We start from the raw sequence: 22114 nt of genomic DNA on the forward strand, positions 1-22114 counted from the left end.
AGCCCTGGAGCACGACGAGTGCTGGACCACGGCGAGCCCCCACCCAGCGGTGGGGGCTCGCTGCCGTGCCTGGCGTTGACCATGACCTCGGCGTGGCGAAGACTGCGGGGGTGACCCCTCGCGTCCGGAGCCTGCTCGCCACCGCCCTCACCCTGGCCCTGCTGTCCACGACGACCGCCTGCTCTGCCCTGGCCACCTCCCGGTTGCGCGCCCTGGTCGGCGCCCTGGAGACCGGCCTGGAGTCCGGCGACCTCGGCGCCGTTCGGGTGACCGACGGGTTCGATGCCACCGCCGACCTGCGCGCCATCACCTCCGGGATGGACGGCATCCGCCCCCAGGTCAGCACCGGCGCTGTCGCGATCGACGGGCAGCACGCCACCGTGCCGCTCACGTTCGAGTGGACCTTCCCGGCCGGACCGTGGCGCTACGACACCACGGCGGGCTTCTCCCGCGGGCAGCAGGGCTGGGCCGTCGACTGGTCCCCCACCCTGGTCCACCCCTCGCTCAGCGCGACCACACGCCTGGTGCATCGGCGTACGCCGGCCGAGCGCGGGCAGATCCTCGGCAAGGGCGGGACGCCGATCGTACGGGCCCGCGACACCTTCACCCTCGGCCTGGACAAGTCCACGATCCCGGCCACGCAGGTCGACGACTCGGCCGGGCGGATCGCGCGCGCCCTGGGCATCGACGAGGCACGGTACCGGCAACGGGTCCGCGCCGCCGGGCCGATCGCGTACGTGGAGGCCCTCACCGTCCGGGCCGAGCGCACCCAGGTGGCCCCCGCGTTCCTGGACACCCCGGGCGCCCGGATCATCGAGGGCCAGCGCCAGCTGGGCCCGACCCCGACGTTCGCCCAGGGCCTGCTCGGCACCGTGGGCCCGGCCGACGCCGCCCGGGCCCGGGCCTCCGGCGGCGCCGTCGCGGAGGGCGACCTGGTCGGGCTCGGCGGCCTGCAGGAACGCTATGACGCCCAGTTGCGCGGAGTCCCCGGCGACCGGGTCGTCGTCGTCCCGCGCGACGCCCCGGCCGGCACGGTCAGTAACCCCCCGGCGGTGTTCAACGCCACCCCGACCCCCGGGGTCGCCCTCGAGACCACGCTCGACGAGGCGGCCCAGACCCGGGCCGAGCAGGTGCTGGCGGGGGTGTCCGGATCGGCGGCCCTGGTCGCCCTCGACACCGCTACCGGTGCCGTGCTGGCCGCTGCCACCTCCCCGGCCGACGGGGCGCGGCCGACCGCCACCTCCGGGCGCTTCCCTCCGGGCTCGACGTTCAAGGTCGCCACCACGCTCGCGCTGCTGCGCTCGGGGCTGACCCCGGAGTCGGAGGTGGCCTGCTCCCCCACCGAGACCGTCGACGGGCGGACCTTCACCAACTACTCCGACTTCCCCAGCAGCGGACTGGGGCGCACCACCCTGCGGTCGGCGGTGGCGCTGTCCTGCAACACCGCCCTGGTCTCCGAGCGGGAACGGATCACGCCCGAGCAGCTCACCGAGGCGGCCGGGAGCCTCGGACTGGGCCGGGACCACGACGCCGGCTTCCCCGCCTTCTACGGCTCGGTGCCGCCGCCGGCGAACCCGGTCGGTGCGGCCGAGGCGATGATCGGGCAGGGGCTGGTGGAGGCCTCCCCCCTGTCGATGGCCGGGGTGGCCGCGTCGGTGGCCGCTGGCCGTACGACCGTGCCCTACCTGCTGGAACGCCACCGCCCCACCCCGGACGCCGCCCCGCTGACGGCGCAGGAGGCCGCCGCCCTGCAGTCGGTGATGCAGGCCACCGTGCAGCAGGGCTCGGCGAGCTCATTGAAGGGTGTGCTGACCGGGGCGAAGACCGGTACCGCCGAGTACGGCACCCAGACGCCCCCACGTACGCACGCCTGGATGATCGGCTACCGGGACGGGGTGGCGGTGGCCGCGTTCGTGGCCGACGGCGCGTCGGGATCGTCCGCTGCCGGCCCCCTCGTCCGGGCCTACCTCGGCTGAGGAGGGACCTGTACCCGGGGTCCCCTAAGCTGGAGCCATGACGATCCAGCGCCTGTCCTCGGTGACTCTCGGTGTGCAGGACGTCGAGCGTTCACGCAACTTCTACGCTGCCGTCGGCTTCTCCCGCCGCTTCGAGGACAAGGCCACCGTGGCCTTCGAGTCGGAGGGCATGCTGCTGGTGCTGCGGCCCTGGGACGTGCTGGCCGACGAGTTCGGTGTGGCACCGCAGGGCGCCGGTTTCCGCGGCTTCCACCTCACCTGCCTGTTCGATTCCGAGGAGGCCGTCGACGCCGCGTACGAGGGCTGGATCGGAGCCGGCGGGGTCGGCGTACGCCAGCCGTCCAGCCGGCCCTGGGGCGGACACGCCGCCGTCGTCGCGGACCCCGACGCCCACCTGTGGGAGCTGTGCACGGCGACACAGTTCCCCGCCGAGCGTCCCACGGCCGGATCCACCCAAGAGGCCTGAGCACACCCCTTGGGCGTGGTGGAATAGACACAGACAACAGGATCTGGCAGCAGTATCGGGAGCGGGCCACGAAGGGTGGAGACCGTGGACGCAGACGTGATCGTGATCGGGGCCGGTGTAGCGGGACTGCGCTGTGCCCGGGCGCTCGAGGACGCAGGCCTGCATGTGCTCACCATCGATGCCGGGAGCACCGTCGGAGGGCGCATCCGTACCTCGGTCATCGACGGCTACACCTGCGACTGGGGCCTGCAGACGATCAACCCGCAGTTCCCGGCGATCCGCCACTGGGTGGACCTGCCCGCGCTCGACATGAAGTACCCGATGCCGGCCCTGCTGGTGCGGCGAACCGACGGGCTGCTGCTGGTCGGTGACCCGCGCCGGGTCCCCCGGGTGCTGCCCACCCTGGTCCGCAGCCGGATGATCTCGCCCTCGGACCTGGCCTCGCTGGCCCGCTGGGCCGGCAGTGGCATGGTCGGCGGCCGGGTGCTCGACGCGGACAACGACACCACGCTCATGGCTTCCCTGGACGAGTACCGCGTCCGCGGCGCGCTGCGCGAGGAGCTGTTGCTGCCTCTGCTCCACAGCATGCTCGCCGACAGCAGCGGACTGACCTCGGCCACGTACGCCAAGTGGGTGCTGCACGCCCTCCTGAACGGGACGCCCGGGGTGCCGGCCGCCGGCATGCAGGCACTCCCGGAACAATTGGCCGCCGACCTGCGATCCCCCGTACGGCTGGAGGTCCACGTCGACTCGGTGGTGGAGGCCGGCAGCTGTGTGGAGGTGCGCACCTGGGGTGGGACGCTGAGCGCGATGGCTGCCGTGGTGGCGGTGAGCCCGGAGGCCGTCGACCAGCTCGTCGCGCTCCCGCGGCCCCGGATGCAGGGGGTGACGACCTGGTGGTTCAGTGCGCCGGAGGGACCGTCTGCGCTGCCGGCGTTCGCCCTCGACGGGCGCGGCGGGATCGGTCCGGTGCGCACGGCGGTGGACGTGGCCAGCTTCGCCCCCTCGTACGCTCCGGCGCAGGCGCACCTGGTCGGCGCGAAGACCCTGCTCGACCGGCGGGACGGGAGGTCCCGGGCGAGCGCGGTGAAGCGGCACCTGTCCGCGATCTACGGCGTGCCGACCGAGCACTGGGAGGTGGTGGCCCACTACGAGCTGCCGAACGCGATCCCGACCCACCGACCGCCGCTGGCGGACCGCCAGCAGGTGCGGCTGGGCAACCGGGTCTACGTCGCCGGCGACCACCGCAAGACCGGGTCGATCCACGGGGCGATGGTGTCGGGCCAGCGGGCCGCCGAGGCCGTGATGGCGGACCTGGGCCGGATCCCGCTGCGGAAGGCTCAGTAGCGGGTAAGTGCCCGCGGCAGGCGGTTGTGCGCGGGGTAGGACCCGAGGCGGACACCGCCGACCGGATCCGCGGTGAAGAACCGCGCCCCGGCCGGTGCCACGAGGGCATCCCGGAGGCGCTCCTCCAGTTCGGTGACGTGCTGCTGCAGCTCATCGATGGAGTCCTGCATCTGCAGGATCCGCCGGATGCCCTCCAGGTTGATGCCCTCGACCTGGCTGAGGTGTTGGACCAGCCGCAGCCGGGCCACGTCACGAGGCGAGTAGCGCCGGCCGCGACCGGACGTACGCCGTGGCGACACCAGTCCCATCCGGTCGTACGTCCGCAGCGTCTGCGGGTGCATGCCGGCGAGCCGGGCCGCGACCGAGATGGCGAAGATCGGCGCGTCGCGGTCGATCTCCTCCGGCAGTCGGCTCGACTCGGCGGACATCAGGACCGTCCGGAGAACAACGCGGCGCGGGGATCGGTCTCCCCCGCCTCGTTGGCGTAGATCAGCAGCGCGTTGCGGGCCTGGTCGGACAGCTGCGAGGGGACGGTCACCTCGACGGTGACCAGCAGGTCACCCTGGGTGCCGTCCTTGCGGGAGACACCCTTGCCACGGACCCGGAACGTCCGCCCGTTGGGGGTGCCAGCGGGCAGCCGCAGCCGGACCGACGTGCCATGCAGGGTCGGCACCTCGATCTCGGCGCCGAGGGCGGCCTCGGCGAAGGTCACCGGCACGGTGATGGTCAGGTTGGTGCCGCTGCGCCCGAAGAGCTTGTGCGGGGTGACGTGCACGTCCACGTAGAGGTCGCCCGGGGAGCCGCCGTGCTCGCCCTGCGCGCCCTTGCCCTTCAGCCGGATCCGCTGCCCGTCCTCGACGCCGGCGGGGATGCGGACCTGCATGCTGCGGGTGGACTTGGCCCGTCCCGAGCCGTCACAGACCGGGCACGGGTCCTCGACGATCATGCCGCGACCGCGGCAGTCCGGGCACGGCTCGGTGGTCTGGAAGACCCCGCCCGAGGTGGCCGGGCGCATGCCCGAGCCCTGGCAGGTGGGGCAGATCTTGGGGGTGGTCCCGGCCCGCGCGCCGGTGCCCGAGCAGGCCGCGCAGGCGGCGTCGGAGACCATCTGCAGGGTCACCGTGGTGCCCTCGACGGCCTGGTCGAAGTCGATCGTCACCTCGCCCTCGACGTCGGCGCCGCGACGGGGGCTGCGGGTGGTGGCGGTGCGCCGGTTGAAGCCCGTGGCGCCGCCGAAGAGGTTGCCGAAGACGTCGGAGAAGTCACCCGTGGTGGCGTTGCGGAACAGGTCGTCCACGTCCGGGGTGGCCTGGCCCTGCCCCCGGTTGAAGCGGAACGCGTTGCCGCCGAAGAGGCTGCGCTGCTGGTCGTACTCCTTGCGCTTCTTCGGGTCGGACAGGACGTCGTTCGCCTCGGAGATCTCCTTGAACTTCTCCGCCTTGTCCGTGTTGCCGGGGTTGGCGTCCGGGTGGTTCTCGCGCGCGAGCTTGCGGAAGGCCTTCTTGATGGTGTCCTGGTCCGCGTCCTTGGGGACGCCCAAGACCTTGTAGTAGTCCTTCTCAAGCCAGTCCTTGGTGCTCATCGGCGCCCCCTTCCGTACGTGGTGGTCGCTGTGTCCCCCTCAAGGGTGGTCCGCCACTCGGCGCTACACAACGTGGGTCGTGCGGCGGTCCGGGCCGTCGTGTGACGGCCCGGACCACCGATGGTGCAGGTGGTGCTCAGGCCCCGGTGACGGCGACCCGGGCGGGGCGCAGGATGCGCTCGCCGAGCCGGTAGCCGGGCTGCAGCACGGCGGCGACGACCGGCCCCTCCAGCTCGGTCCCCTCGGGGGCCGGCTGGTGCATCAGGGCCTCGTGGACCTGCGGGTCGAACGGTTCGCCCTCCGTGCCGTACGCGGAGAGACCATGCTTGGCGGCGACCTTCTCGATCTCCTCGGCGACGGCCTTGAAGCCCCCGCTCAGGTCCTCGTGGGCCCGGGCGGCCTGCAGGTCGTCCAGCACCGCGAGGATGTCGGTCATCACCGTCTCGATCCCACCCTGGCGGGCGAGGTCACGGTCGCGGTCGACGCGGCGCTTGTAGTTGACGTACTCCGCCTGGAGGCGCTGCAGGTCCTGGGTGCGCTCGCGCACCTGGTTCTCCAGCTCCGCCACCCGGGTGTCCGACTCCAGGCCACTGATGTCGTCGGGGACGACGAAGTCACCGGGAATCTCGCCGTCACCCTCCTCGTCGGCCTCGGACTCGGGCTCCGGCCCGGGGCCGGCCTGGGGGGTCGCCCCGGCCGGCTCCGATGCTGCCTCGGTGGGCTCAGGAGCCTGCCGACGCGCGTACGTCTCGGGATCGAAACGACGCTTGTCGGAGATGTGCAGGCCCTCGGCCTCCTGCTCCTCCGGGGTGCCGTTCTCGTTCTCGGGAGAGGTCACTTGTTGCCGCCCTTGTCGTTCTCGTCGTCCACGATCTCGGCATCGACGACGTCGTCATCGCTGCCCGCACCGGAGGCCTGGCCCTCGGCGCCCTCGCTGTGCTCCTGGGCCGCGTGGGCCTGGGCGGCGGCGTACATCGCCTGGCCCATCGCCGCGGAGGTGGTGTTGAGCTTCTCCATGCCGGCCTTGATGGCGTCGATGTCGTCACCCTCCAGAGCGGTCTTCAGCTCCTTCAGCGACTCCTCGACCGGGCCCTTGGTGTCCTCGCCGATCTTGTCGGCGTTGTCCTTCAGCAGCTTCTCGGTGCGGAAGACCAGGGCCTCGGCCTCGTTCTTGGTGTCGACGGCCTCGCGACGCTTGCGGTCCTCCTCGGCGTGCGCCTCGGCCTCCTTGACCATGTTGTTGATCTCGTCCTTGCCCAGCGCCGAACCGCCGGTGACGGTCATCGACTGCTCCTTGCTGGTCGCCATGTCCTTGGCGGCGACGTGCACGATGCCGTTGGCGTCGATGTCGAAGGTGACCTCGATCTGCGGGACGCCGCGCGGGGCGGGCATCAGGCCAGTCAGCTCGAAGTTGCCGAGCGACTTGTTGTCCCGGGCGAACTCGCGCTCGCCCTGGTAGACCTGGATCATCACCGAGGGCTGGTTGTCCTCGGCCGTGGTGAACACCTCGGACCGCTTGGTCGGGATCGTGGTGTTGCGCTCGATGATCTTGGTCATCACGCCACCCTTGGTCTCGATGCCCAGCGACAGCGGGGTCACGTCGAGCAGCAGGACGTCCTTGACCTCACCCTTCAGCACGCCGGCCTGCAGGGAGGCGCCCAGGGCCACGACCTCGTCGGGGTTGACCGACTTGTTCGGCTCCTTGCCGCCGGTCATCTCCTTGACCAGGTCGACGACGGCGGGCATCCGGGTCGAACCACCGACCAGGATCACCTGGTCGATCTTGGCGACCGGGATGGAGGCGTCCGACAGCACCGAGTTGAACGGCGCGCGGCAGCGGTCCAGCAGATCCTGGGTCAAACGCTGGAACTCGGAACGGCTCAGCTTCTCCTCGAGGTGCAGCGGACCGGACTCGCCCAGCGTGATGTACGGCAGGTTGATCGAGGTCTCGGAGGCCGAGGACAGCTCGATCTTCGCCTTCTCGGCGGCCTCCTGGAGGCGCTGGCGGGCGATCTTGTCGGCACCGAGGTCGACACCGTGCTTGTTCTTGAACTGCTTGACCATCCACTCGACGACCCGGTTGTCCCAGTCGTCGCCTCCGAGGCGGTTGTCACCCTTGGTGGCCTTCACCTCGAAGACGCCGTCGGAGATGTCCAGCAGCGACACGTCGAACGTGCCACCACCGAGGTCGAAGACCAGGACGGTCTGTTCCTGGTCGGCCTTGTCCAGGCCGTACGCCAGGGCGGCGGCGGTGGGCTCGTTGATGATCCGGTCGACGCTCAGGCCGGCGATCTCACCGGCCTCCTTGGTGGCCTGGCGCTCGGCGTCCGAGAAGTACGCGGGGACGGTGATCACCGCGTTGGTGACGGTCTCACCGAGGTAGGCCTCGGCGTCCCTCTTCAGCTTCTGCAGCACGAAGGCCGAGATCTGCTGGGGCTTGTACTTCTTGTCGTCGATGTCGACGCTCCAGTCGGTGCCCATGTGGCGCTTGACGGAGCGGATCGTACGGTCGACGTTGGTGACGGCCTGGCGCTTGGCGACCTCGCCGACGAGGACCTCGCCGCCCTTCGAGAACGCGACGACCGACGGGGTCGTACGAGCACCCTCGGCGTTCGGGATGACCGTCGGCTCGCCGCCCTCGAGGACGGCGACGACAGAGTTGGTGGTGCCGAGGTCGATACCTACTGCACGAGCCATGTGATGTACCTCCGTGGTGTTGTCCGTATGGTGCCGGCGTCCGACGACCCCCGGCGGTCCCGGCAGGGGCCGGTACCAGGGGGTTCGCCGGTCCACACGGACCAGGGAACTGGGTTTACCTGAGTCTAGCTGGCTCAAGGTTGCCCTTGAGTCACATCCACTCAACTATGAACCCCTGTCGTCTATTCCCGCCATGGGGGATGACCCTGAAAGAAGTCTCCTGCCTTCGTAAGGGAACCCCTTGCCAAGGTCTGACCAATGGCGTGCACTGGAGGTGCCGAATAGGAAGAGGAACCGACAGAAAGTAGGCCACGATGGCCACATCACCGGCCTCCGACATCGTCTCCGGTGTCGGAGGCCCCGAGAACATCGAGAGCTTCACCCACTGCGCAACCCGCCTCCGGTTCCAGCTGCGGGACGGAACCAAGGTCGACACCGCCACCGTCGAGGCGATCCCCGGCGTCATGGGCGCGGTGCCCCAGGCGGGCAACCGCTACCAGGTCGTCATCGGCGGCGCCGTCACGTCGGTCTACGAGGACATCCACAACCTCCCCGAGATGAAGAACGTGGGAGCCCCCTCCCCGGACGACATCAAGGCCGCGGCCCGGGCCGGCGGCCCGCGCGGCAAGTTCGCCTGGCTGGACTCGTTCTTCGAGTTCCTGTCCGACTCCTTCCGCCCGATCATCGGCGCCCTGCTGGGTGCCTCGCTGTTCATCACCTTCATGTCGCTGATGAGCACCCTGCACGTCATCGGCAACTGGGCCGACCCGCGTACGACCCTGCCGCCGTCGTGGCAGTTCGTGAACCTGTGCTGGCAGTCGGTGTTCGTCTTCCTGCCGCTGATGGTCGCCTACAACGCGAGCAAGAAGCTCGGCGCCGACCCCTGGGTCGGCTTCGCCATCATGGCCGTGGTCATGCTGCCGGGCTTCGCGGCCCTCAAGGACGCGTCCACCCAGATGAAGTTCGCCGGCAGCGCGATCGACGTGGTGCAGATCTTCGGGTTCCCGCTGACGATCTTCAACTACAGCTCGCAGGTGTTCCCGCCGCTGCTGATGGCCGGCGTCCTCGGCGCGCTGGACAGGCTGCTGCGGCGGGTGATCCCCGACAACGTGCAACTGATCTTCGTGCCGTTCCTCTCGATGCTGATCATGATCCCGCTGACCGCCTTCCTGATCGGCCCCATCGGCGTGTACGCCGGCGCCGGCCTGGCCCACATCCTGGGACAGGTCAACAACTTCTCGCCGTTCATCTTCGCGATCCTGGTCCCGCTGTTGTATCCGTTCATGGTTCCGCTGGGCCTGCACTGGCCGATCAACGCCATCATGCTGCTCAACATCCAGAACCTGGGCTACGACTACATCCAGGGCCCGATGGGTTCGTGGAACTTCGCCGCCTTCGGTGCGACCGCCGCCGTACTGATCCTCGCCATCCGCAACAAGGAGAAGGCGATGCGCCAGACTGCCACGGGTGCGCTCGCGGCGGGTCTGCTGGGTGGTATCTCCGAACCCTCCCTCTACGGCATCCACCTGCGCTACAAGCGGATCTACCCGCGGATGCTGGTCGGCTGCCTGGTCGGCGGCATCATCACCGGCTTCGCCGGCGGCATCCACACCAAGGCCTTCGTCTTCACCTCGCTGCTGACCATCCCCGCCTTCGACAAGATCGGCTGGTACAGCCTTGCGGTCGGGGCCTCGTTCCTCACCTCGATGGTCCTGGTACTCCTGTCGGGCTACAAGACGGCCGAGCAGAAGGAGCTGGAGCGCCTGTCCGAGGAGGCCGCCGCCCTGGCCCACGTCCCCGGTGACCAGCTGACCGAAGCCGAGCTCGTCCCGGCCTACGTCGGTGCCGGAGCGGTCGGGGTCGGCGCGGGTAGTGCCACCGCGGCCGCGGTCCGGGGCGACGTCTCGGCCTCCACCATCTCCGCGCCCGGCACCGGCGAACCCGGCGAGCGACGCCGGCTCAAGCCGGCCATGGAGCCCGGCACCGTGACCCAGATCCACGCTCCCCTGGCCGGCAGCCTGCTGCCGCTGGCAGAGGTCCCGGATCCGGTCTTCGCCCGTGGCACCGTGGGAGCGGGCGTTGGAATCGTGCCCTCCGGTGACACCGTCTACGCCCCCGCCCCGGGCAAGATCCTGGTGGCCCAGGAGACCGGTCACGCCTTCGGCCTCCGGCTCGACAGTGGTATCGAACTGCTCATCCACGTGGGCATCGACACCGTCAACATGGGCGGGCGCGGCTTCGACGTCAAGGTGCACACCGGTGACCGGGTCGAGGCCGGCGATCCGCTCGTCGTGTTCGACCGGAAGGCGATCGAGGCGGCGGGCTACTCGACCGTCACCCCGGTCCTGGTCACCAACGTCAAGAAGTTCGACTCGGTGCACCAGGCAGCATCGGGCGAGGTCGACGTGGCCACCCCGATCCTGATCGTGGTGGCCAAGCCGGCGGGCACCGTCTGACCCGGGATCCGTACGCAACGAAGGAGCCCCGCCCGTGCACGTCGCACGGGCGGGGCTCTGCTTCAGGGCCGTACTCCCGGGCCCAGCCCCCATGGCTCCATCGGGTCGGTCAGTGCGCCGCAGACATGCCCGCCGTGACCTGTTCGACGTCCGCCGCGAAGGTGACCGGGTCGCCGAGCATCGCCAGGTGTCCGGCCCCCGGAATGACCATCGTCGGCGGCTCGCCCAGGTCGTGCCGAGCGTCGTCCAACGAACCACCGGAGCGCAGGTCCAGCTCACCCCAGATGATGGCCCGGGGCACACGGATGGCACGGAGCTGGTCCGGGGACAGGGACAGGACCCCGTTCGCAGCCATGGCCGGAAGGGCAGCCTCAGCCGCCCCCTGGCGCATCGGACGCATCCACGCCTCGACCAGCTCGGGTGTCAGCCCCAGGCAGGTCGCGCCGCAGTTGCTCCGGATCAGGCGATCGTCCAGCCGGGCGGACCTGGTCAGCAGCCGGTAGGCCGAGATCCCGTACGGCGAGCGCAGGATCCACCGGGCAGGTCCTGATCCGCCACCGGCGCTCCCGCTGCCCGTGCTCCCGTTCGCGAAGGGAAGGCCGTCCCCGTCGACGAACACGATTCCGCCGATGTCGGAGGGGTGCGCCAGGGCGACGCCGCCCACGACGGCAGCGCCCATCGAGTGACCGATGAGCACCGGGTGGTCGAGGCCGAGCCTCCGAACGAACGCGTCGACGAGATCGACCTGGTCACCGAGCGCGTAGCGCCCTGTGAAGTCCGTGTAGCCGTAGCCGGCGAGGTCGACCGCGTACACGACGTGGTCACGGGCGAGCAGTTCGGCGGCCGGTCCCCACGCCACCGACGACTCGGCGAAGCCGTGCACCAGGACGAGCGGCGGGCCATGGGTGCCCCACCGTTGGTAGTGCACTCGGGTCCCCCCGACGACCAGGTCGGCACCGGAGGGGGCGGGCAGCGTAGGAGGTGGAGTGGTCACGGCATTGAACACCAAGGACGTGACGGTCACGAGGGCCAGTACCGCCACCACCGAACGGCCGGTGAAGCGTGCCGCACGTCGCCACCACGAGCTCCTTCGGCGGACGGACGAAGCCGTGAGCGACTCCGGCAGCGGCCCGTGGTTCGCTCTCACGTCTCCATGCTGTCACGTGCCGACAAGTGACCCGGCTCAGATCCGCCTGAGCGCCTCCGCGGCCAGCCGAAGGTCGACCCGGACGCGGGCCGGTTCGTCCTCCAGCGGCATGTTGGGCTCGTCCAGCACCCCGTCGAGCGAGCCCGGCTCGTCGGCCCGCAGCCCGGCGAACAGCGGGTCGAGGTCCTTCTGGGCGGGCCCGGACTCGGCGACCAGCTCGAACGTCTTGCGGTCGGCCGCCGCGGACCTGATGCAGTGCACCAGCACCTGGGCGACCTGCTGGCGCGAGACTGTGCCGTCCGCGGGCCCACCCGTACGACGGGTGTCGCCCTGCAGCATCACCAGCTTGTGCTGGTCCTCGGCGTGGTAGTCGAACCAGCCGGGGCGCACGATCGTGTAGGGACGGCCGCTGGCCCGGACCAGCCGCTCGGCGCGGCGCTTCCAGTCGAAGGCCGCGGTGGCACGGTTGTACTCGCTGTCGCGCGCCGTGAGGCCCAGCGTGGTCATCAGCACAATCCGGGCCGGGTACCTGTCCAGGGCCGCCAGGACGTTGCGGACCGCACCGTAGTCGACGGCCTCGGACTGTTCCTTGCCGCCGTTGGCGCCGTGCGCGAAGATCACGGCGTCCACCCCCTCGACGGCGGCCGTCAGGTTGTCGACCTTGGTCAGGTCGCCGACGACGACCTCGGCCCCGGGGGCGATGTGGGCGGCGCGGGCGTGGTTGCGGGCCAGGGCGCGGGTCAGGTAGCCCTGCCGCAGCGCCTCCGCCACGACGAGACTCCCGATACTGCCGGTCGCCCCGACGACCAGCACGGTGGTGGAACGCGTCACCATGGCTCCTCCTGTTTTGCGGTTGCTCCCACGATAGGCACCGTAACCGCGGGGCGTCAGGGTTCCCCGCGGTCCGCTGCGGACCTGCGCTTGCCGGAGACCCTCAGCCCGCCCTAGGGTGGGCCGCTACATCACCGCATCGGGGGGAGTTGGTCGTGCGGCTGTGGTCCCTGCACCCCTCGCTGCTGGACCGCGCCGGCCTCGGCGCCTCCTGGCGCGAGGGACTGCTCGCCCAGGCCGTGCTCGCCGGCCGGACCCGCGGCTACCGGAACCATCCCCCATCCCCTCTTCGTGGCCGTTCCCGGCCCCGTCGAACCGTGGGAACGGCCGGCGTCCCCGCGGTGATCCTCCCCGGGCTTGCCCGCGTACCTCGCCGCGCCCTAGCGTGCGGCCCATGGACCGACCAGTAGCCCTCATCACCGGCGGCAGCCGCGGCATCGGCCGCGCCATCGCCGATGCCCTCGCCGACACCCACCACCTGCTGATCGGCGGCCGCGACGCCGCGGCAGTCACCGCCGTGGTCTCGCAGCTGCCCTCCGCCGAACCCTTCGTGGCCGACCTCACCGACGAGGCCGCCACCGAGGCCGCCGTCCGTGGGATCGACCGGCTGGACGTCCTGGTCCACTCGGCCGGCCGGGACGCCCCCCGGCACATCGAGGACATGACGCGCGCCGACTGGCGTGACCTGATGGAGGCCAACGTGATCGCCGTCGCCGACCTCACCCGGCTGCTGCTGCCGGCGCTGCGGGCCGCGAACGGCCTGGTCGTGATGATCAACTCCGGCGCCGGCCTCCGGGTCGTCGGGTCGCCGGCCTACTCGGCCTCCAAGTACGCGCTGCGGGCGCTGGCCGACGGGCTGCGCGAGGACGAGCGGGGCCGGATCCGGGTCACCACGATCTACCCGGGACGGGTCGACACCGACATGCAGCGCCACCTGCAGGCGGCCGCGGGACGCGGCTACAACCCCGAAGAGCACCTGCGCCCCGAGTCGGTCGCCCGGGTCGTACGGACGGCCGTCGACGCGTCGCCGGAGGGAATGGTCGAGGAGATCATGGTGCGCCCGATCCCGCGGGTCCCCAAGGGCTGAGGACCGGGGCTCCCGAAGCTCTGGTGGCCGGCCACGATCTGCGGCAGGCTGGTGGGCGCCCCATGGAAGGGGCGCCACCCAGCAGAGGAGCCACCATGGCCAATCCGCGACCGGTCCATTTCGAGATCCAGGCCGACGACATCGAGCGCGCCAAGACGTTCTACACCGAGGTCTTCGGCTGGCGCTTCGACGACTACGGCGACGCGGTCGGCTCCCCGTACTTCGGGGTCGTCACCGGCGAGGAGGGCGAGCCCGGCATCAACGGCGGCCTGCTGCCGCGTACCGGTGGTTCCCCGGCCATCGACCAGCCGGTCAACGCGTACGTGGTGACCATCGCCTGCGACGACTACGACGCCGTCGCCGAGCGGATCTACGCCCACGGCGGCGAGGGTGTGTCGCCCAAGGCCGCGATCATGGGGATGGCCTGGCAGGGCTACTTCAAGGACACCGAGGGCAACGTCTTCGGCCTGCACCAGCCCGACCCGAACGCCGCCTGAGGGCCCGGTCAGCCGCGATCGGTTCCGTCCACGCCGAGGAACTCGCGCCACCGCGGCAGCTCGCGGCCGGCCTGGGCCAGTCCGAGCTCGTGGGCGGCCCGCAGCCGGGCGACGTTGCGCTCGCTGTTGGTGACCGGCATGGTCTCGGGCACGAAGAGCATCGCCTTCCCGTCGCGCTCGAGGTCGAACAGTTCCTCGCGGGTCCGGTTGTAGTTGGCCGGCCGCCGGACGAGGGCGTCCACCACCGCGGGCGTGCGCCGGAACCATCGGCCCATCACGCGCTCGTTCTTCATCGCCGGCTTCACGTAGTCCCGGGGCTGGGTCAGCACGACGAGGAACTTCTCGTACCCGGCCGCCCTGGCCGCATCGATCGCGAAGCCGCCGGTCGGCCCGAGCGCCCCGTCGATGTAGTCCTCCCCGTCGATCCCGACCGCCGGCATCAGCACCGGCATGGTCGAACTGGCCCGCACCCGGCGCATCAGCGAGGGCAGGTCCGGGGTGTCGTCCTTGCCCCAGTAGACCATCTCTCCGTCGCTCATCCGGAAGGCCCCGATCGCGATGCCCGCGGGGTTCGACCGGAAGGTCTCGAAGTCGTACGGCAGGGCCTGGTCGGGGAAGCCTGCCTGTTCGTAGATGTACTCGGCGTTGAACCAGCCCTTGCCCCGCAGCCAGGTCCGGAAGTCACCCATCTGCGGGTCCGAGGCGAAGTCGACGAAGGAGATCCGGGCCCGCTCCTCGTCGCGGACCAGGTAGTTGGCAAGGTTGGACGCGCCGGCCGAGATCCCGCCTACCCAGCCGAAGTGCAGCCCGGCCCGGAGCAGTGTCACGACGACCGCGGAGGTGTAGCTGGCGCGCATCCCGCCGCCCTCGAAGATCAGGGCCGTGTCGGTGACATTGTTGGTCAGGTCGGACGGTTGCGCTGTCATGGCACTTCCTTTCCGCGGACAGGCCCGGCAGCGGGCGCCAGGAGTTCGACACCGTCAGACTAGTCCGCGCCACGCAACGACCGGTCGAGGCGCGACGCCCCTGGAGCTGGTGTCGCCCCGCCCGGTGCAGCATGATCGAACCAGACGGCCGGAGTACCACGACCAGGTCCGGTCCGCCAGATCACGTCCGCCAGATCCCGTCCGCCAGATCCGGGCGGCCCGATCCCAGAGAAAGGTTCGACGTGCCGGTATTCGAGCACAGCGCCACCTATCCGCACCCCCGCCACGAGGTCTTCGCCTGGCACGAGCGTCCGGGCGCCTTCGTCCGCCTCACCCCGCCCGGGTCCGCGATCCCGCTGCACGGGCCGACCGACGGCATCCGGGCCGGCTCGCGGATGGAGATCCGGGTCTCCCTACCCTTCCTCTCCGCCCTCTGGCCGGGCGACACCGCCCCGGGCCCGTCCTGGATGGTCGAGCACACGGCGTACGAGCCGGGCGTACGGTTCGTCGACGAGCAGGTCCGGGGGCCGATGGAGGACTGGCGGCACGAGCACGAGTTCGCCGACGCACCCGGCAACGGCACGACGATCACCGACCGGCTGACGTACGAGCTGCCGCGCCCCCTGCGCGGGGTGGCCGACGGACAGGTGCGGCGCTACCTGAAGGGCCTGTTCCGGTTCCGCGAGGAGCAGCTGCGCGCCGACCTCGACCTGCACGCCCGGCTGTCGGGCACCCCGCAGGTGGTGGCGGTCTCGGGCGCGTCCGGCATGATCGGCGACCAGCTCTGCGCGCTGCTGACCACCGGCGGGCACACCGTACGCCGGCTCGTCCGCCGCGCGGCCACCAGCGACGACGAGATCCGCTGGGACCCTGCCCGCGGCGAATTGGACCCGGCGGCACTGGCCGGCGTCGACACCGTGGTGAACCTGTCCGGCCGCAGCATCGGCGGCCGCTTCACCGAGTCGGCCAAGCGGGAGATCCTCAGCTCGCGGGTCGACTCCACCACCACCCTGGTCCGGGCGATCGCGGCGGCCCGGGCCGCCGGCAACGGCCCGGGGACCCTGGTCCAGGCCAGCGGGATCGGCCTGTACGGCGCCCGCCGGCCGGGCGAACTGCTGGACGAGGAGTCACGGCCCGGGGTCGACTTCCTGGCCGACGTCGTACGCCAGTGGGAGGCCGCCGCCGACCCGGTGCAGGACCAAGGTGTACGGCTGGTGAAGCTGCGGACCGGCATCGTGCTCGGTGCGGCATCGGGCGCGCTGGCCCTGCAGCTGCCGCTGTTCATGGTCGGTGTCGGCGGCCGCCTCACCGACCCGCAGTCGATGATGAGCTGGATCGGCCTGGACGACATGGTGCGGGTCTACGCCTCGGCCGTCCTGGACCCGGAGTGGACCGGCGCGGTGAACGCGGTCGCGCCGCATCCTGTCTCGGCCGGCGCATTCGCGACCCGGCTCGGCAGGGTGATGCACCGGCCCTCGCTCGTGCCCACGCCCGCGTTCGGCCCGAAGCTGGTGCTGGGACGCGAGGGCGCCGACGTCCTGGTCCGTACCGACCAACGGGTGTCCTCGGCCCGGCTGGAGTCGCTGGGCTTCCGGTTCTCCCATCCGGAACTGGAGCCGGCGCTGCGGCACGCCTTGGCGCGTTGAGGCGGAGGTAGGGGCGGTCGGCCGGGCCTGGTCAGGCCGGACCGGGCCGTTTCCGGGCCGGGTCCGGCTCAGCCGGCCGTACCCGCCGACTTGGCCCGGGCCTTCAGTTCCTTCTTGACTGCGCGGACCTCGAGGCGGGTCGGCACGTCCACGACGTCGGCGATCGAGCGGCGGCTGCCCTCGGCGCCGTAGTCCCCGGCGGCCTCCCGCCAGCCCGGGGCGGTGAGACCGCACTGCTTGCCGAGCAGGGCGAGGAAGATCCTGGCCTTCTGCTCGCCGAACCCGGGCAGTGCCTTGAGGCGCTTCAGGACCTCGGCCCCGGTCGGGTCACCATCGGTCCAGATCCGGGACGCGTCCCCGCCGTACGTCTCGGCGACGACAGCCGCCAGCGCCTGGACCCGGCCCGCCATCGACCGCGGGAAGCGGTGCACCGCCGGCTTCTCGGCGAAGACGGCCAGGAACTCGTCGGGGTCCATCACCGCGATCCGGCCCGGGTCGAGGTCCCCGAGCCGGTCGCGCAGCTTGGCGGTGCCTGCGAAGGCGACCTCCATCGGCACCTGTTGGTCCAGGAGCATGCCGGCGAGGAGCGCGAAGGGGTTCTCCGAGAGCAGCGCGTCGGCGGCCTCGTCGTCGACCAGGTGCAGGGTGGGGCTCATGGGGCCATGGTCGCATCCCGGGAGTCGTCGGGCACGTCGTCCGCCCCCGCCCCAGCGGCGGCGCGCCGACCGCGGAGCCGAAGCAGGACGGCGAGGGCGGCCAGGACCGCGAGTCCGGTGGCCATCGCGCCGACCAGGAGCGTCGCGCGGGGCCCGAAGACCTCACCGACCCAGCCGATCAGGGGCGCCCCGATCGGCGTGCCGCCCATGAACACCATCATGTAGAGCGCCATCACCCGTCCCCGCATCTGCGGGTCGGTGGAGATCTGCACGGTTGCGTTGGCGCTGGTCATCATGGTCAGGGCACACACCCCGACGAAGGCCAGCAGCACGATGTAGACGACGTACGAGGGGGCGAAGGCCAACCCGACCATGCCCACGGCGAAGCCGGCCAGGGCGAGGACGAGGACCGGCATCCGGGGGCGCTTGCGGTTCGCGGCGACCAGTGCCCCGGTCAGGGTGCCGACGGCCATCACGGTGCCCATCAGCCCGAACGCCTCCGGTCCGACGTGGAAGACCTGGGTGGCCATCAGGGCGTTGGTGACCTGGAAGTTCAGCCCGAACGTCCCGAGCATGAACACCATGAACAGCACCAGCAGGATGTCCGGACGCCGCGCGACGTACGCCAGGCCTGCGCGGACCGATCCCCTGCCCCTGGTGCGGGGCGCCTGCCGTAGTTGGGCCGGATCCATGCTGGCGAGCGCGATGACGGTGGCGGCGTAGCTGAGTGCGTTGAACAGGATCGCCGGTCCGACCCCCCAGGCGCCGATCGTCAGGCCGGCGATGCCGGGGCCCAGTAGCCGGGAGGCATTGAAGCTGGTGGAGTTCAGGCCGACGGCGTTGACCAGGTGGCTGTCGGGCACCATCTCGGACACGAACGCCTGCCGGGCCGGGCTGTCGAAGGCCGTGGCGATGCCGCTCAGGGTGGCCAGGACGTACACGTGCCACAGCTGGACGGAGCCGGAGACGACCAGCACGGCCTGGACCAGGGCGACGGCCCCGAGCAGGGTCTGGGTGACCATCATCAGGCGGCGCTTGTCGAAGCGGTCCGCGACGGCGCCGGTGTAGGCCGACAGCAACAGGATCGGCAGGAACTGCAGACCGGTGATCGTGCCCAGTGCCAGCGAGGAGTGGTCGGTCAGGACGGTGAGGACCAGCCAGTCCTGCGCCACCCGGAACATCCACAAACCGATATTGGACAGCAGTGCGCCGAAGAAGTAGATCCGGTAGTTCCGCAGCCACAACGAGGCGAACAGCCCGGCGTGGACCGGGACGTCCTGGAACGGGTCGGTGCTTGTTGGGAGCCTGTCGGTCGGGGCTTCGGGTGGCGTCGGTGCGGTGATCGGCTCGGGGGTCGTCGGCTCGGGGGTCGTCGGCTCGGTGTCGGTGCGGCTCATCGTGCCAGTACCCCCTGGAGCACCCGTACGGCCTCCGCCAGCTTCTCGCGGTCCTGCAACGAGAGCTCGGAGAGCCGCTGCATCATCCAGGTGTCGCGCGCGGCGACCGTACGTTCCACCACTTCGGTCCCGGCCGCGGTCAGGCGCACCAGCTTCTGCCGGCCGTCCTCCGGGTCGGCCAGCTTCTCGACCAGCCCCAGGTCCACCAGGCAGTTGACCGTACGGGTCATGCTCGGCGCGCTCACCCGCTCCAGCTCGGCCAGTTCGCCGGGGTTCCAGGCGCGGTGGCGCAGCTTCACCAAGACGCTGAACTGGTGCGGGGCGATCTCGGTGCTGCTCTCGAACCGCACTCGCCGGCTGATCTGCTGGCAGACCATGCGGACGTCGTTGGCCAGGCCGAGGAGTTGTTCCGTGTCCGGCATCGGGTCACCTCCTGGGTGCACGGGTAGCGGCGTGCGGTCCGGTCAGGCGGATCGTCCGCGCGACATAGTTAGCCTAGTTCATTACTTGAGCTAACCAAATGGATGCTTCCGGGGCACTGGCAGGATGGGCCCATGGCCTCTCCAGTGATCCGCCCCTCGACGCCGGACGACGCCGACAGCGTGACAGCGCTGCTCCGGCGCAACCGTGCCTTCCTGCAACCCTGGGAGCCCGCGCACGAGGAGTCCTGGTACACCCCGGCGGCCCAGCGGCGGGAACTGGCCCGGCTGCGGGCCGAGCGGGAGGCCGGCCGGGCTGCCGCCTTCCTCGTCCTCGACGGGGAGGAGCCCGTCGGCCAACTCACCCTGGACACGATCCGTCGCGAACCACACCAGTCCGCGGAGATCCGGGTCTGGGTGTCGCAGGATCGCGGCAACAAGGGACTGGCCAGCGCGGCGGTGGAGGCGGCCCGCGCAGAGGCCTTCGGCACCCTCGGCCTGCACCGGCTCGACGCCGCGGTCCTGCCGCACAACATGGTCGCCCAGCACCTCCTGCTGGCCACCGGTTTCGTACGGCTCGGTCGTGCGCCGCGCCACCAGCGGATCAACGGGCGCTGGCAGGACCACATGCTGTTCCAACTTCTTGCCGACTGAGGAGAATCGAGGGAGAAGTCCTCGTCCACCCCTGCGGGGGAAAGACCCCGCTCCACTACACTGAGGCCGTGTTCACCCCCGGTTGTTCGGGGACGAGCATCCGTGAAGTCCGGTCATCGTGCACCTGACGACGGTAGGACAACAGGAAGGAGCAACCATGACCGAATTCGAAATGGGTGCCACCAAGACCCGCGACCCGAAGCTCGTCACGCAGGCCGCCACCATCTGGGCCGAGGCAACCGCTCACCGCGACGACATGCAGGCCAGCGACACGACCATCGACAAGTCCATTCCCCTGATCGAGGACGTTCTCGCCGCGTCCGAGCACTCGTTCCTGCTGGCCATTGCGGACGACGACGACAGCATCGTCTCCTTCGCAGCAGTCGAGCCCGAGCGCGAGGCGACCAGCCCTGACCGCGGCGAGCTGCGCTTCCTCGGCGTGGCCCCCGAGCACTGGGGCGAGGGATGGGCGCGCCGCCTGCTCATCGCCCTGCCGGACGCCTCCCGCGAGGAGGGCTTCAAGGACATCATCCTGTGGGTCTACGCCGACAACACGCGCGCCATCTGGGTGTACGAGGCCATGGGCTGGAACGCCACCGGTCGTACCCGCAAGCACGAGGTGACCGGCCGGCTCGAGGCCGAGTACCGGATCAAGCTCACCTGACGGCAGCACCTGGGGCCGCAGCACTCGGCCGCGGCTCCGGGTCTGTTGTCCCCTGCTTCCCTGTCTTCCACTGCCCCCTCGGGCATGACTGATTCCGTCCTCCGCCAGCCTTCTTCTCCGCCAGCCTTCTCCGCTGATCACTCAAGCACCGCAGCCCATCTCCTCCTCCGCAGTAGCGCAGGGCGTCAGGCCGCGACGTCTTGCCCCTCTGGGGTCTGCAGCATGTAGCGGCTGTGGCGGCGGGGTGCGCGGCCCGACCCGACGCGTTCGGGGGGCAGGAACTCGGCCAGCCCGTCACCGGCCATCCGCACCTCCCACCGGCTACCCGGCACCGAGCGGGGATCAGGCTCGACCAGCCCGTGATGGTGACGACACAACAACACCAAGTTCTCCAACGCCGTCACCCCACCACAGGCCCACGGCACGATGTGGTGCACCTCGCAGTCCCGCGGCCGGCGATCGCATCCCGGGAACGCGCAGCCCCGATCGCGCAGATGCACGACCTGGCGCAGATCCCCCGCCACCAGCCGCCGGGTCCGGCCGACATCCAACGGCTGGCTCTCACCGCCCAGCACCACCGGCAACACGTCACAATCACACGCCATCTGCCGCACCTGCGCGGGTGAGACCCCCTGCCCCGAGTCCAGGCTCTGGCCGACCCCGACCCGCGAGGCCAGGTCTTCCCAATCGATCACGACAGTCATCCGAGGTCGGTCACCCCCATGCACGGGGCTCGCCGACCGGCTCATGGACGCGTGCACGATCTGCATCAGGGCGTCCGCGCGGCGCTGGTCCAACGTCGGGGGCACGAAGCCCGGATCGGCACCGTCGGCATCGGACTCGTCCAGCCGCCGGCCCCGGGCAACCCACGCCTCGACCTGGCCGATCAACTCCTCGGCCTCCACCGTCGGCAACTTCACCCGGAAGAACACCGAGCCCTGCCCGTCCCGGGCCCACTCCATCCGCCGCCGGCGCCGCGCCAACTCCTCCTCCCGCTCCAACCCCCGCCGCAGCGCCTCCTCGGCCACCTCCGGGGCAACGACCTCCAGCACCCGCTGCGCGAGGCGGCGCAATTCGTCGGGATCATGGCGGTCCACGTACCCGACCAACACCTCCTCCACCCGGCCCACCGTGATCGGATCGACGTCCCCGGCCTCCAGTGCGGCCAGACCCTCCACGATCGCCCGACACTGCTCCGGCGAGCCTGCGCCCGACGCCAGCACCGCTGCCACGTACGGGTGCGCGGCCAGACCGGACGCCGACCGGACCTGACCCGCAGCCTGGCGCGCCGTCAACCGGTTCGACTCGCGCAGCCACGCCGCCGTCGACACCCCGGCCAACTCCAGACACGCCCCACGCGCCTCGATCTCGGCGACCACGGCCAACTCAGCCGCCCGAACCATCGACGACAAGCCCTGCAACGCCCGGCCAGCCGCCAACAACGCCCGGCCCGGCAACACCACCGGCCCCGCCTCGAGGAACGCCTCCACCCCGGCGACCGCAGCCACCACCGACTCCGGCACACCCGACTCCGGCACACCCGACTCCGGCACGCCGGGCACCACCGGGTCCGGTGGCACCCCTCCCACACCCACATCCCCCACGTCATCCATGCCCACCACGCTAGACACGACCTCAGACAATTTTTTAGGACACCCGAACGATT

21 protein-coding genes are annotated in these 22114 nt (G+C 70.8%); 10 read left to right on the forward strand and 11 right to left on the reverse strand.

Annotated features, from left to right (window positions below):
• The first annotated feature begins 110 nt into the window (after window positions 1-110).
• From GA0111570_RS11525 to GA0111570_RS11535, 3 genes are all read left to right on the forward strand, one after another.
• On the forward strand, window positions 111-1976 hold the full coding sequence (locus tag GA0111570_RS11525; protein ID WP_139283227.1) for a penicillin-binding transpeptidase domain-containing protein: 1866 nt from the start codon (window positions 111-113) through the stop codon (window positions 1974-1976).
• Window positions 1977-2013: 37 nt separating this feature from the next.
• Window positions 2014-2442, forward strand: a complete 429-nt coding sequence (locus tag GA0111570_RS11530; RefSeq protein WP_092611139.1) for a VOC family protein — start codon at window positions 2014-2016, stop codon at window positions 2440-2442.
• 84 nt (window positions 2443-2526) lie between these two features.
• Window positions 2527-3789 (forward strand): flavin monoamine oxidase family protein, encoded by a 1263-nt coding sequence (locus GA0111570_RS11535; protein WP_175557461.1) that lies wholly within the window; start codon window positions 2527-2529, stop codon window positions 3787-3789.
• On the opposite strand, the gene GA0111570_RS11540 is transcribed toward GA0111570_RS11535, so the two are convergent.
• The 4 genes from GA0111570_RS11540 to dnaK all read right to left on the reverse strand — a co-directional run bounded on the left by GA0111570_RS11540 (window position 3783) and on the right by dnaK (window position 8068).
• Window positions 3783-4217, reverse strand: coding sequence for a heat shock protein transcriptional repressor HspR (locus tag GA0111570_RS11540; RefSeq protein WP_092611145.1), 435 nt, complete (start codon window positions 4215-4217; stop codon window positions 3783-3785). The genes GA0111570_RS11535 and GA0111570_RS11540 overlap by 7 nt on opposite strands.
• Window positions 4217-5371 (reverse strand): molecular chaperone DnaJ, encoded by a 1155-nt coding sequence (gene dnaJ / locus GA0111570_RS11545; RefSeq protein ID WP_092611148.1) that lies wholly within the window; start codon window positions 5369-5371, stop codon window positions 4217-4219. Before dnaJ ends, GA0111570_RS11540 begins: the two co-directional genes overlap by 1 nt.
• A gap of 136 nt (window positions 5372-5507) precedes the next feature.
• Entirely contained in the window at window positions 5508-6209 is a 702-nt protein-coding gene (locus GA0111570_RS11550; RefSeq protein WP_245703167.1) for a nucleotide exchange factor GrpE, read from the reverse strand.
• Window positions 6206-8068, reverse strand: a complete 1863-nt coding sequence (gene dnaK / locus GA0111570_RS11555) for a molecular chaperone DnaK (protein WP_092611151.1) — start codon at window positions 8066-8068, stop codon at window positions 6206-6208. Before dnaK ends, GA0111570_RS11550 begins: the two co-directional genes overlap by 4 nt.
• Before the next feature lie 314 nt (window positions 8069-8382).
• Here dnaK and GA0111570_RS11560 point away from each other — a divergent pair, with 314 nt between their 5' ends.
• On the forward strand, window positions 8383-10524 hold the full coding sequence (locus GA0111570_RS11560; protein WP_092611154.1) for a glucose PTS transporter subunit IIA: 2142 nt from the start codon (window positions 8383-8385) through the stop codon (window positions 10522-10524).
• 109 nt (window positions 10525-10633) lie between these two features.
• Here GA0111570_RS11560 and GA0111570_RS11565 read toward each other — a convergent pair whose 3' ends face one another.
• Window positions 10634-11671 carry an alpha/beta fold hydrolase gene (locus GA0111570_RS11565; protein ID WP_092611157.1) on the reverse strand — a complete coding sequence of 346 codons (1038 nt, stop codon included), beginning with the start codon at window positions 11669-11671 and terminating at the stop codon, window positions 10634-10636.
• 36 nt (window positions 11672-11707) lie between these two features.
• Window positions 11708-12505: an SDR family oxidoreductase gene (locus tag GA0111570_RS11570; RefSeq protein WP_175557462.1), complete on the reverse strand. Its 798-nt coding sequence runs from the start codon at window positions 12503-12505 to the stop codon at window positions 11708-11710.
• Window positions 12506-12657: 152 nt separating this feature from the next.
• Between GA0111570_RS11570 and GA0111570_RS18080 the strand changes: the two genes are divergently transcribed.
• From GA0111570_RS18080 to GA0111570_RS11585, 3 genes are all read left to right on the forward strand, one after another.
• Window positions 12658-12912 carry a pyrimidine dimer DNA glycosylase/endonuclease V gene (locus GA0111570_RS18080; RefSeq protein ID WP_245703168.1) on the forward strand — a complete coding sequence of 85 codons (255 nt, stop codon included), beginning with the start codon at window positions 12658-12660 and terminating at the stop codon, window positions 12910-12912.
• Window positions 12897-13589 carry an SDR family oxidoreductase gene (locus GA0111570_RS11580; protein WP_092611160.1) on the forward strand — a complete coding sequence of 231 codons (693 nt, stop codon included), beginning with the start codon at window positions 12897-12899 and terminating at the stop codon, window positions 13587-13589. The genes GA0111570_RS18080 and GA0111570_RS11580 overlap by 16 nt, the downstream gene beginning before the upstream one ends.
• Window positions 13590-13684: 95 nt before the next feature.
• A complete protein-coding gene (locus GA0111570_RS11585; RefSeq protein ID WP_092611163.1) occupies window positions 13685-14086 on the forward strand; it encodes a VOC family protein in 402 nt (133 codons plus the stop codon).
• 8 nt (window positions 14087-14094) lie between these two features.
• Here the strand turns inward: GA0111570_RS11585 and GA0111570_RS11590 are convergent, their stop codons facing one another.
• Entirely contained in the window at window positions 14095-14991 is an 897-nt protein-coding gene (locus GA0111570_RS11590; RefSeq protein WP_175557471.1) for a DUF6363 domain-containing protein, read from the reverse strand.
• Window positions 14992-15254: 263 nt separating this feature from the next.
• Here GA0111570_RS11590 and GA0111570_RS11595 point away from each other — a divergent pair, with 263 nt between their 5' ends.
• Window positions 15255-16658, forward strand: a complete 1404-nt coding sequence (locus GA0111570_RS11595) for a TIGR01777 family oxidoreductase (protein ID WP_217634136.1) — start codon at window positions 15255-15257, stop codon at window positions 16656-16658.
• 68 nt (window positions 16659-16726) lie between these two features.
• Here GA0111570_RS11595 and GA0111570_RS11600 read toward each other — a convergent pair whose 3' ends face one another.
• The 3 genes from GA0111570_RS11600 to GA0111570_RS11610 are packed head-to-tail and all read right to left on the reverse strand — an operon-like array spanning window position 16727 to window position 19133.
• Window positions 16727-17314: an HhH-GPD-type base excision DNA repair protein gene (locus GA0111570_RS11600; protein WP_092611172.1), complete on the reverse strand. Its 588-nt coding sequence runs from the start codon at window positions 17312-17314 to the stop codon at window positions 16727-16729.
• Window positions 17311-18711 (reverse strand): MFS transporter, encoded by a 1401-nt coding sequence (locus GA0111570_RS11605; RefSeq protein ID WP_092611174.1) that lies wholly within the window; start codon window positions 18709-18711, stop codon window positions 17311-17313. Before GA0111570_RS11605 ends, GA0111570_RS11600 begins: the two co-directional genes overlap by 4 nt.
• Window positions 18708-19133 carry a MarR family winged helix-turn-helix transcriptional regulator gene (locus GA0111570_RS11610; protein WP_092611175.1) on the reverse strand — a complete coding sequence of 142 codons (426 nt, stop codon included), beginning with the start codon at window positions 19131-19133 and terminating at the stop codon, window positions 18708-18710. The genes GA0111570_RS11605 and GA0111570_RS11610 overlap by 4 nt, the downstream gene beginning before the upstream one ends.
• A 132-nt stretch (window positions 19134-19265) precedes the next feature.
• Between GA0111570_RS11610 and GA0111570_RS11615 the strand changes: the two genes are divergently transcribed.
• Window positions 19266-19784, forward strand: coding sequence for a GNAT family N-acetyltransferase (locus tag GA0111570_RS11615; RefSeq protein ID WP_175557463.1), 519 nt, complete (start codon window positions 19266-19268; stop codon window positions 19782-19784).
• Window positions 19785-19941: 157 nt separating this feature from the next.
• On the forward strand, window positions 19942-20448 hold the full coding sequence (locus GA0111570_RS11620; protein WP_092611182.1) for a GNAT family N-acetyltransferase: 507 nt from the start codon (window positions 19942-19944) through the stop codon (window positions 20446-20448).
• A 185-nt stretch (window positions 20449-20633) separates the two neighbouring features.
• On the opposite strand, the gene GA0111570_RS11625 is transcribed toward GA0111570_RS11620, so the two are convergent.
• Entirely contained in the window at window positions 20634-22061 is a 1428-nt protein-coding gene (locus tag GA0111570_RS11625) for an HNH endonuclease signature motif containing protein (protein ID WP_175557464.1), read from the reverse strand.
• Window positions 22062-22114 lie beyond the last annotated feature (53 nt).

It is taken from the genome of Raineyella antarctica, assembly GCF_900092135.1.
Taxonomy (GTDB): Bacteria; Actinomycetota; Actinomycetes; order Propionibacteriales; family Propionibacteriaceae; genus Raineyella; species Raineyella antarctica.